The 10805-nt window shown below is 55.9% G+C and carries 11 protein-coding genes and 1 pseudogene; 9 read left to right on the forward strand and 3 right to left on the reverse strand.

All coding sequences use genetic code 11. From position 1 onward, the window contains the following. Positions 1-120: 120 nt before the first annotated feature. From MLC70_RS01460 to MLC70_RS01480, 6 genes and pseudogenes are all read left to right on the forward strand, one after another. Positions 121-1050 carry a chromate resistance protein ChrB domain-containing protein gene (locus MLC70_RS01460; RefSeq protein ID WP_248181181.1) on the forward strand — a complete coding sequence of 310 codons (930 nt, stop codon included), beginning with the start codon at positions 121-123 and terminating at the stop codon, positions 1048-1050. Positions 1051-1052: 2 nt separating this feature from the next. Then, on the forward strand, positions 1053-2504 hold the full coding sequence (chrA, locus tag MLC70_RS01465) for a chromate efflux transporter (RefSeq protein ID WP_011786631.1): 1452 nt from the start codon (positions 1053-1055) through the stop codon (positions 2502-2504). Positions 2505-2910: 406 nt separating this feature from the next. After that, entirely contained in the window at positions 2911-3132 is a 222-nt protein-coding gene (locus tag MLC70_RS18725) for an antitoxin Xre/MbcA/ParS toxin-binding domain-containing protein (RefSeq protein ID WP_427902081.1), read from the forward strand. 283 nt (positions 3133-3415) lie between these two features. Next, positions 3416-4201, forward strand: a pseudogene (locus MLC70_RS01470) (radical SAM protein); the annotation flags it as partial. Positions 4202-4216: 15 nt separating this feature from the next. After that, positions 4217-4789 (forward strand): DUF1285 domain-containing protein, encoded by a 573-nt coding sequence (locus tag MLC70_RS01475; RefSeq protein WP_248181182.1) that lies wholly within the window; start codon positions 4217-4219, stop codon positions 4787-4789. 202 nt (positions 4790-4991) lie between these two features. After that, positions 4992-5453, forward strand: coding sequence for an FKBP-type peptidyl-prolyl cis-trans isomerase (locus tag MLC70_RS01480; RefSeq protein ID WP_248181183.1), 462 nt, complete (start codon positions 4992-4994; stop codon positions 5451-5453). Positions 5454-5592: 139 nt separating this feature from the next. On the opposite strand, the gene MLC70_RS01485 is transcribed toward MLC70_RS01480, so the two are convergent. Further along, a complete protein-coding gene (locus MLC70_RS01485) occupies positions 5593-7245 on the reverse strand; it encodes an electron transfer flavoprotein-ubiquinone oxidoreductase (protein WP_248181184.1) in 1653 nt (550 codons plus the stop codon). 418 nt (positions 7246-7663) lie between these two features. On the opposite strand from MLC70_RS01485, the gene MLC70_RS01490 reads away from it, so the two are divergent. Beyond that, positions 7664-8413: an electron transfer flavoprotein subunit beta/FixA family protein gene (locus tag MLC70_RS01490; RefSeq protein WP_248181185.1), complete on the forward strand. Its 750-nt coding sequence runs from the start codon at positions 7664-7666 to the stop codon at positions 8411-8413. Beyond that, on the forward strand, positions 8414-9355 hold the full coding sequence (locus tag MLC70_RS01495; RefSeq protein ID WP_248181186.1) for an electron transfer flavoprotein subunit alpha/FixB family protein: 942 nt from the start codon (positions 8414-8416) through the stop codon (positions 9353-9355). Between the two features lie 26 nt (positions 9356-9381). On the opposite strand, the gene MLC70_RS01500 is transcribed toward MLC70_RS01495, so the two are convergent. Both MLC70_RS01500 and MLC70_RS01505 read right to left on the reverse strand, forming a co-directional pair. Next, the gene (locus MLC70_RS01500) at positions 9382-9843 is read right to left on the reverse strand and encodes a hypothetical protein (RefSeq protein WP_248181187.1); all 462 of its coding nucleotides are present in this window, start codon (positions 9841-9843) and stop codon (positions 9382-9384) included. A gap of 12 nt (positions 9844-9855) precedes the next feature. Beyond that, positions 9856-10185, reverse strand: a complete 330-nt coding sequence (locus MLC70_RS01505; RefSeq protein WP_248181188.1) for a hypothetical protein — start codon at positions 10183-10185, stop codon at positions 9856-9858. A gap of 212 nt (positions 10186-10397) precedes the next feature. Between MLC70_RS01505 and MLC70_RS01510 the strand changes: the two genes are divergently transcribed. Continuing rightward, on the forward strand, positions 10398-10802 hold the full coding sequence (locus MLC70_RS01510; protein WP_248181189.1) for a hypothetical protein: 405 nt from the start codon (positions 10398-10400) through the stop codon (positions 10800-10802). The last annotated feature ends 3 nt before the right edge of the window (positions 10803-10805 follow it).

Genomic DNA, 10805 nt, shown 5'->3' on the forward strand with positions numbered 1-10805 from the left:
GCTTTTAACCTATCCCCCGTGGGGGGATATATGAGAATGCTACTGTAGTCAGATGGCCATCACAACCGTTCAGCCATAAAAGTGTTGTGATTGCTACAAACACGTAGTAGATTCTACAGAATGTCATGGCTTCTACTGATTCTGTCACTTCCTACAGAAAATGCGACGGTGCGTATGCGGGCCTGGCGCTCTATTAAGGCATGGGGCGCGGCTTCACTTCGCGACGGCGTCTATTTACTGCCAGCTCACCCCGATCACGTCGAGAAGTTGGAGGCTGTGGCCCATGACGTGCGTGAAGCCGGCGGTGTCGCCCATGTTGTACCCACTGACGGCCCGGATGCTCATGAATTCCCCGCTTTATTCGATCGTGCGGACGACTATGAGGCCTTGCACTCGGACATCGCAGAACTACGGGCAACGCTGCTGCCAGAATCGGCCATGGAGGTTATTAGGGAGACCCGGAAACTGCGTAAGCGCTTCACGCGCGTGTCACAGATTGATTTTTTTCCAGGTGCTGCCCGTGAACGGGTCGATCGGGCGTTGCAGGAACTGGAAACCGACGCAAATCGCGTGCTGTCGCCTGATGAGCCGCTACCTGTTTCAGGCACGGTCGCTCTCCTCAACCGTGCCGACTACCTGGGAAGGGTATGGGCAACTCGTCGCCGACCGTGGGTGGACCGCCTGGCCAGCGCCTGGTTGATTAAGCGATTCATCGATCCGGAAGCGAATTTTCTATGGTTAAGCTCTCCAGCTGATTGCCCTGATCACGCGCTGGGTTTTGATTTCGATGGAGCGGCCTTCACCCATGTAGCTGACAAGGTCACCTTTGAAACGTTGCTGGCGAGCTTTGGCCTGCGCCAGGTGGCACTGCAGCGGATCGCGGAACTGGTGCATTACCTCGATGTTGGCGGCCATCAGCCACCGGCGGCCACTGGAGTTGAATGCGTATTGATGGGCTTTCGCGAGTCTCATCATAACGATGATCAGCTGTTACTGGCTGCCAATCAGGTGTTCGACAGTTTGTACACAAACTATACGAAGAGGAAGTAAGCATGCCGGAGTCGTCCCACTCCACCGATACAGCCCACAGAACCCAACAAGACACCGTGCCATCGGGTGGCGATCGCAACGAGTTTGGTCATGAGATTACGTTTGGGGAAGCGGTGCGCGTCTGGCTAAGGATTGCAATGCTGAGTTTCGGCGGTCCTGCCGGCCAAATCGCCGTCATGCATCGTATTCTGGTGGATGAAAAGCGATGGGTCAGCGAAAGCCGGTTTCTGCACGCCCTGAACTACTGCATGGTACTGCCCGGGCCGGAAGCCCAACAACTGGCTACTTATATCGGCTGGCTGCTGCATGGCGTCAAGGGTGGGCTCGTGGCCGGCGGACTGTTTGTGTTGCCGGGTTTTTTGAGCATCCTGGTGTTGAGCGTGCTTTATGCGGGCTTTCAGGATGCAACCCTGGTGCAGGCGCTTTTCTTCGGGATTAAAGCGGCGGTGTTGGCGATCGTGATTCAGGCCGTCATCCGGATCGGTAAGCGCGCGCTCAAGAATGCCTATATGTACATCTTGGCGGCCCTTGCTTTCATTGCCATCTTTTTGTTCGCTGTCCCGTTCCCGGTAGTGATCCTGACTGCTGCCGTTATTGGCCTGCTGGGGCGGTACATGGACCCGGAACGATTCGTGGTCATCAAGGGACATGACACGCCCGAGGATGGTGAACGGGCGATCGACACCATGATGGATGGCGGTGCCGCACATCATACCAAGGCAACGCGCAAGCGGGCGCTCAAGGTACTCGCGGTCTGGCTACCGCTGTGGTTCACACCGCTAGTTGTATTGGCTGTATCGCTGGGCTTTGACGATGTCTTCACCCAGATAGGGCTTTTCTTCAGCAAGCTGGCCGTCGTCACCTTCGGTGGTGCTTATTCAGTATTGGCTTATATGGCACAGGAGGCCGTACAGAACTATGGCTGGCTTGCGCCAGGGGAAATGCTGGATGGTTTGGGCATGGCAGAGACCACGCCCGGCCCCTTGATTCAGGTAGTACAGTTCGTGGGCTTCATGGGCGCTTTCCGCGACGCAGGCCCCCTCGATCCTTTTACAGCGGGCATTCTTGCATCGATTCTGGCTACCTGGGTGACCTTTGTTCCCTGTTTTCTGTGGATATTCCTGGGCGCACCCTATGTAGAAAGGCTGCGCGGGAACCAGGCGGTGAGTGCTGCGTTATCGGCGGTCACCGCCGCCGTTGTGGGCGTGATGCTGAACCTGGCTATCTGGTTCGCGGTGCATGTCGCTTTCGCCGAAGTAGATACGGTTCGGACCTTTGGCATGCAGTTAATGGTGCCGACATGGGGCAGTATTCAGATCGCCAGTGTGGTGCTTGCACTGGCCGCCTTTATTGCCATGTTACGCTTCAAGGTGGGCATGTTGCCGGTGATCTTAGTCAGTTCGCTACTGGGCATCGCTTATTACCTGTTGTTCGGAGGCACGCCGAGCCTGTGAGCAGCGTGTCAGGCCTCTTTTTAGGAATGTCCACAGTAACGGGGTAGAACCCATTAAGCGCAGGCGCGACGAAGCCCATTTCATTGCGCCTTCGGTTCCATTCCATGGGCGCGCATACTGCAAGCGCTATTCGTCTTACTCGAATGTCCGCTTTGCGACCCAAGCGCAGCCAATTTATGTTGATGTGGAGACTCTTAGCTTACTAGTCTCTCGCTAGTGCCCACAGGCCGCGATATGAGCAACGTAAGACGCCTTCCTTTTGTGGATTGTTCGGTGGAGAATGGACTTTTGATGCCAAGTCGGAGGGATCTGGATGACGGAAAGAAAATCCTACAACTTGGGTGATCTCGTGTCCCAGTGTGACCCAGACGCCCCGATTCCAGACACGCTTCGAGAGTGGGAACGGATGGTGCCGATTGGATTGGAACTGGTCATCACGCGGCACTCAGTCGACGTTGTTCATCAGTCGATACGAATCTTGGAATCTCGGGAACAAGCACTGGAGTGGATCCAGCGCCCGATTCCAGGGCTTGAAGATGAAAGACCTTGCGACCTGCTGGGTACCCCTGACGGTTGTTGCCGGATAGCGTCGGTGCTTCAAAAAATTGAGCATGGTGATTTCAGTTGAGCCTACCCTAGGATTAATGTCTACTCAAAACACGAATATGCGAAATGATAGAGCTCTGTGCAGGAAATCTTGTCAAATATCCCGTCGTAATGTTCGATTTGCGACCACTGGGTGAGCATAAGATCCTTTTTTATCGCCTCTTGCGGCGAGCGGGCTTTGTCCTCAATCTTGGTAGGTAGTCCCAACGAGAGTTTTAGTATTCATGTTTAGTACAGGTACTAATATAGAAAATGAGCATTCACGCACTCACTCACTCGATTGGGATAGTTTTTATAGTTATAGCTGTGAAATGTATACGCAGGAGCAGAAAAAATTTCGGGCCAGGAAGCCTGAGGATGTGCTGGCCGACATCGAGAAAGCCGCACGCACTTTGGGCGGCGTGCGCCGGGTGTTTCTTGCTGACGGTGACGCCATGGTGCTGCCGACCCGACGGTTACTGGAAATTCTCGGCCAGTTAAGAGCGGCGTTCCCGGATCTTCAGCGCGTATCGAGTTATTGCCTGCCGCGGAATCTTGCCCGCAAAACCGTCGGGGAACTTGCCGAGTTGCGTGCTGCTGGCCTGCAGATTTTGTATGTGGGCATGGAATCTGGCGATGACGAGGTTTTGCGCCGCGTCAACAAGGGCGAAACCGCCGAGTCCACCCGCTCTGCGTTGCTCAAAATGCGAGAGGCAGGCATCACCAGTTCGGTGATGGTGCTCAATGGCCTGGGCGGCGAAGCCCTTTCAGAGCAGCACGCGATCAACACCGCGCATTTGTGCAATGAAACCCGTCCGGATTACCTGTCTACGCTGGTGGTCAGCTTTCCGCAGGGAGAGGAGCGTTTCCGGGCCGGCTTCGGTGAAGACTTTGTTCCTCTCAGCCAGGATGGGCTGTTCCGAGAGATTCGTCTGTTTCTTGAGCATCTCGAGCTGGAACGCACCGTCTTCCGCAGTGACCATGCGTCCAATTATCTGGTGCTCAAGGGCACCCTTGGGCGTGACAAGCAGCGTATGCTGGACGACGTGAATATTGCCATCGCCAATCCCGGAGCCGCGGCGCTGCGCCCGGAATGGATGAGAGGCCTGTAAAGAGGACAGTGCAGCATGGAACAGAAACCTGATCACATTGCCAGTCAGATCGAGCAGTCCAAAGACGCAGGCAAGGGCCTGCCACCGCTGGAGAAATGGCACCCGGAGCTGTCCGGCGACATCGACATCCGGATCGCCCGCGACGGTCAGTGGTTGTACAAGGGTGAACCCCTGGCGCGGGAAGCCATCGTGCGGCTGTTCTCAACGATTCTGCGTCGTGAACAGGATGGCGAGTATTATCTGGTTACACCGGTGGAGAAATGGCGAATTGGGGTGGAAGATGCCCCCTTGCTAGCGCACACACTGGAAGCGGAGGGAGAGGGTGAGTCCCAGACTCTGACCCTCACCACCAATGTGGGTGAAACCCTGACCATAGGCGAGCAGCATCCCCTGGTTGTGGGCACCTATCCGGCCGGTGATGAGCCACGGCCTGTGATCACGGTGCGCCATGGCCTGGAGGCGCGGCTGGCTACAAGCGCGTTCTACGATCTCGCGAATCGGGTCGTGGAGCGCAAACTTCCCGGAGATTCTGCGGTTCTCGGCGTCTGGAGCGGTGGAAACTTCTATGAAATCGGGCAGGGTGGTTGAAAAGCCGCGCTGCGCCCCAAATAACTCACGGTAGAAAACGCAGTCCGACACTTGTTAAACTGTGCTTTCGATCTTGTTAACGAGCCTGGCTCTCTAACGAGGCCCGGTGGTCGTCAGTCCCTCTGTGCAGTCTGGCTGTTCACGATTACTTGCGATTGCCCAAATTCAATTAAACAGTCATTGCGACACGCAAGGAGATCACATGGCCCAACCTCGTGTTGTCACCATCCATTACACACTCACTAATGACCAGGGTGAGCAGCTTGACTCGTCCCGTGTAGAAGGTCGTGAGCCGCTGTCTTATCTGGAAGGTGCGCAAAACATTATCGGCGGACTGGAGAGTGCGCTGAACGAAAAGAACGCCGGCGATCAGGCAAAAGTTACTGTCGCGCCGGGTGAAGGCTACGGTGAAGTCAATGAAGAGCTGATCCAGCCCGTTCCCCGTTCTGCATTCGAAGGCGTTGATTCCATCGAGCCGGGCATGCAGTTCCAGGCGCAAACACCGGGCGGCCCGCAGGTTGTTCGTGTGGTTGAAGTTGGCGACGAGACCGTCACCATCGATGCCAACCATCCGCTGGCTGGCCAGACTCTGCACTTCGACGTGGAAGTGGTAGAGGCTCGCGATGCAACTGACGAAGAGCAAGAGCACGGCCACGTGCACTAAGCTTTTCTGAAGCGGTACAAAAAACGGCCCCTCGCGGGCCGTTTTTTTATGAGCGAAAGAATTGCCGGATCAGGCGCAGCGGTGATCCGACCCAAAAAAAACGGCCCGCAAGGGGCCGTTTTTTTACCGGTACCCGAACTTACATGTTCGGGTAGTTGGGGCCACCGCCACCTTCCGGAGTTACCCAGGTAATGTTCTGTGCAGGGTCCTTGATGTCACAGGTCTTGCAGTGAACACAGTTCTGGGCGTTGATCTGGAAGCGGTTACCGCTGCCGTCGTCCTTTTCGACCACTTCGTACACCCCAGCCGGACAGTACCGCTGCGCGGGCTCGTTGTACTTGGGCAAATTGTCCCTGATCGGCAAATCCGGATCGGTCAGCTTCAGGTGAACCGGCTGGTCTTCCTCGTGGTTGGTGTTGGAAATGAACACCGACGAGAGGCGGTCAAAGGTCAGCTTGTTATCCGGCTTCGGGTAGCTGATCTGCTTTGCTTCCGCTGCCGGCTTCAGCGTGGCGTAATCCGGCGTGGTGTCACGGAAGGTGAAGGGCAGGCTGCCGCGCAGGATATTCTGCTCAAAAAAGGCAATGGCGCCGCCGACCACATTGCCGAACTTGTGCATAGCCGGGCCAAAGTTACGCTCGTTGTACAGCTCCTTATACAGCCAGCTGTCCTTGAAGCGGTCACCGAAGCTGGTGATTTCCTCTCCGGTCTTGCCTTCCTTCAGAGCTTCGAACACCGCTTCCGCGCCCAACAGGCCGGACTTCATGGCCGTGTGGGAGCCCTTGATCTTGGAGCTGTTCAGAGTACCGGCATCGCAGCCCAGCAACAGACCGCCCGGGAAGCTCATCTTCGGCAGTGCGTTAAAGCCGCCCTTGGAGATCGCGCGTGCGCCGTAGGACACGCGCTTGCCGCCTTCCAGGTATTTTTTGACCTCAGGGTGCAGTTTAAGGCGCTGGAATTCCTCAAACGGGCTCAGGTTCGGGTTGCTGTAGGAGAGGTCGGTGATCAGACCTACATATACCTGACCGTTCTCCAGGTGATACAGGAAGGAGCCGCCGGTGGAACCGCTTTCACTCAGTGGCCAGCCGGTGGTGTGCACCACCAGGCCCGGCTCATGTTTGGCTGGATCAATGTCCCACAGCTCCTTGATGCCGATCCCGTAGTGCTGGGGGTCTTTGCCTTCATCCAGCTTGAAATCGCTGATCAGGCGCTTGCCGAGGTGGCCGCGGCAGCCTTCGGTAAACAGGGTGTACTTGGCGCGAAGCTCCATGCCCGGCATGTAGCCGTCTTTTTCGCTGCCATCACGGGCCACGCCCATGTCGCCGGTGATGATCCCTTTAACCTGGCCATCCTCAACAATGGTCTCGGATGCGGCAAAGCCCGGGTAGACTTCCACGCCCATGCCTTCCGCCTGCTCGGCGAGCCAGCGGCACAGATTGCCAAGGCTGATGATGTAATTGCCATGGTTGTGCATGTTTTTGGGCACAAAGGCATTGGGAATTTTGGTGGCGTTTTCCTGGTTTTTCAGCAGGAAGATATCGTCACGGGTAACCGGCGTGTTGAGTGGGGCGCCTTTCTCTTTCCAGTCAGGAAAGAGCTCATTGAGCGCGGTAGGCTCGAATACGGTGCCCGCAAGAATGTGCGCGCCGATCTCAGAACCCTTCTCAACCACGCATACGGTGAGTTCCTCGCCAGCTTCCTGTGCCATCTGCATGACACGGCAAGCTGCCGACAGGCCCGCCGGGCCGCCGCCGACGATCAGAACATCAAATTCCATCGATTCGCGTTCCACGTTGGTCTCCTCAAACATCTTTAATGGATATTGTGTGCCCGCAGGCGAAGTATTCTGGGTCGCCATCATACCGGTAAAAGTGCTTATAGACGACTGTTGCAAGCGGAATCACGCCACTTGCCTAAAGAAAAGGATACCGTAATTGAAGAATCAAACAAACGTTTGTTTGAAATTCGGGCTGTCATTTGGCATTGTATGACAGCACTGAAACAATGTGTGTTCTGAGTCGAATTCTAGTATCGTCTCACGGCCATTCCCAGTCAATATCGGGAAGTTGGCTGAAAGGTCTGTCCTGGCGCGTCGTTTGAGGCTATTGATTCTGCTGACCGTTGCCTCCATCATTAGTGCGCACTGAATTTCAGCAGGCTCCGCGCGAGGACTGCAAGTCATAAACCCATCGTAGAAGAACGAGGAATCTATGAAGGTTCTGGTCGCTGTAAAACGAGTAATCGACTACAACGTAAAGGTGCGCGTCAAGCCGGATAACACCGGTGTTGATCTCGCCAACGTCAAGATGGCAATGAACCCGTTCTGCGAAATCGCTGTTGAAGAAGCGGTTCGTCTGAAAGAAAAGGGCGTTGCCAGCGAAATCGTGGTGGTATCCATTGGCCCGAAGGCCGCCCAGGAGCAAATCCGTACTGCTCTGGCTCTGGGTGCTGACCGTGGTATCCACATCGAAACAGACGAAGAGGTTCAGTCTCTCGAAGCGGCCAAGCTGCTGAAGTCTGTGGTTGAGAAAGAAGAGCCCAAGCTCGTCATTCTCGGCAAACAGTCCATTGATTCCGACAACAACCAGACTGGCCAGATGCTGGCCGCGCTGACCGGTATGGGGCAGGGCACGTTCGCATCCGAAGTTGTTGTTGATGGCGAAAAGGTCAATGTTACCCGTGAAGTGGACGGCGGCCTGATGACCGTTGCCCTCAACCTCCCGGCCGTTGTTACCACAGACCTTCGTCTGAACGAGCCACGCTACGCCTCTCTGCCGAACATCATGAAGGCGAAGAAGAAGCCGCTTGAATCTGTCAGCCCGGCTGATCTGGGTGTTGAACTGGCATCGCGTCTGACCACCCTGAAAGTAGAAGCTCCGGCTTCCCGTCAGGCTGGTGTTAAGGTAGCTGACGTAGCTGAGCTGGTCGATAAACTGAAGAACGAAGCGAAGGTGATCTAAATGAGCATCCTTGTAATTGCTGAACATGACAACAGCAGCCTGAAGCAGGCTACCCTGAACGTTGTAGCGGCTGCCAAGGCCATCGGCGGCGACATCGACGTACTGGTTGCCGGCGAGAACTGTGGTGCGGTTGCTGAAGCTGCGGCGAAAGCTGAAGGTGTGAGCAAGGTTCTGGTTGCCGACAACGCCGTTTACGGTCATTTCCTGGGTGAAAACCTGGGTGAGCTGGTCGCCGAGCTGGGCAAAGGCTACAGCCACATCCTGGCAGCCGCCGGTACCACGGGTAAGGACTTCATGCCCCGCGTTGCGGCCCTGCTGGACGTGGCCCAGGTTTCTGACATCATGCGTGTGGAATCCGAAGACACCTTCGTGCGTCCGATCTACGCAGGTAATGCGATCGCCACTGTGAAAGCGAACGACGCCATCAAGGTTATTACGGTTCGCCCGACAGGCTTTGATCCGGTTGCTGCTGAAGGCGGTTCTGCTTCTGTAGAGCAGATTGACGTAGTAAAAGACGCCGGCCTGTCCAGCTTTGTTGGTGAGCAGAAGGCCGTGTCTGATCGTCCTGACCTGGCCAGCGCCGGTATCGTTATCTCCGGTGGCCGTGGTATGCAGAACGGTGAAAACTTCAAGATGCTGGAGCAGGTGGCTGATTTGCTGGGTGCCGCTGTTGGTGCATCCCGTGCAGCGGTTGACGCCGGCTTCGTGCCGAACGACATGCAGGTGGGACAGACGGGTAAAATCGTTGCGCCTCAGCTGTACGTGGCGGTTGGTATCTCCGGTGCCATCCAGCACTTGGCGGGCATGTCTGACTCCAAAGTGATCGTTGCGATCAACAAGGACGAAGAAGCACCGATCTTCCAGGTTTCAGATTACGGCCTGGTAGCCGACCTGTTCGAGGCGGTTCCGCAGTTCGAAGAAGAGTTGAAGAAGGTTATCTAACTTTCGGAAACCCTTGAAAAAGGCACCTACGGGTGCCTTTTTTTGTGGCTCTTTGACACAATGCGTTTCTCGGCTTTGCTGATGATCAGCGTGTCCGCAAGGATATGCAGCGCGCGGTTGGTTGTGCGTACCCCGCGATAGATCTGCCGGCTGGTCTGGTCGTGGGTTTCTCGGGCCTTCAGGGCACTTTTGCGGAATTCATCGTCGCGGGAAAAGTGATCGATCAGGCCGAATGTCGTGGCGGAAATCGCTTTGTGTACCCGCTCCACCGCGGACGCGCCACTGGTGACCGTCTCTTCCAGCAGTTTCGCCCGGTTCCTGACTTCCAGCAGGTCCATGCGGCTTTTCTGGATGGCGCTGTTTGCGGCCATACGATGGGCATTCACCACTCGTACACCGCGACGGCTGTCCAGCAGCTGCCAATAGGTGAAGGCCATTCCGCCTGCCGAGGCGGCGAGCAGGGTGGCAGAGGTCATCAGAAGAATCATGGGCGGCCTCGTTTAGCGGTATTCAATGTGCATTTGCACGTCAATGTCCCGGTCATCCAGTTCCTGCTCAAGCTCTTTCATCACCTCCTGGTATACCATTTTCCGGACCATCACCGGCAGGTGATCGGCCAGAACCCGGGCGGAGCGGGACTCGCGCTTGGCAAGAGCAATCGGATCGGTCACCTTGAGCGTAAGAACGAGCTCCGGTTCCCGGTCGGGGTCGGTAATGTCATCCGTTTCCATCATCTGGGCGATGAGTTTTCGTTGCTCCAGAACCTGCCAGGCAAGGAAGGCGCTGAATGCAGCCAGTATCAGGCTCACTAGAAAGAGTAATGTCGCCAAGGTTAACCTCCGGGAAGCATGTTTCTTTTGCTACTCTGGCAGCAGTGTGCCGGAACCTGTGTGACAAACGATTGGCCGTGTCGACGGTATTGTCCAGGTATGCAGGAAATCAGATCGGGTCCTCAAAACGCTGAGCCACGGTTGCGGTTTCCAGTGGGTGCAAGCATTATCAACAAGTTAAAAGATAGTACAAACACAACAGAGGATAATACATGGTTTGGTTAAAAGCGTTTGTCAGCGGTTTTCTAGCGACACTGATCTTTCACCAGGGCCTCTTTGGTCTATTCTATCTTGCTGGCGTGGTACCCGCGGCGCCGTTCAATATGGCCCCTGTTCCGCCTCTTGGGGTTCCGGCGGTTCTGTCACTGGCGTTTTTCGGCGGACTCTGGGGAATCTTACTGTGGGCCATTCTTGGCCGGCTCAGGGGTGTGAGCTACTGGCTGGGGCACGTGATTGTTGGCGCGGTCGGCCCGACTGCGGTTGCGATGCTGGTGGTTTTTCCAGCCAAGGATCTTGATGTCTCCGCCCAGACCTGGGTTGGCGGGCTGATCCTTAACGGGTTCTGGGGCCTGGGTGTTGCGCTTTTCATGCTGTTTCTCCAACGGAAGAAGGGATGATCA

It is taken from the genome of Marinobacter goseongensis, from assembly GCF_023156235.1.
GTDB classification, from domain to species: Bacteria; Pseudomonadota; Gammaproteobacteria; order Pseudomonadales; family Oleiphilaceae; genus Marinobacter; species Marinobacter goseongensis.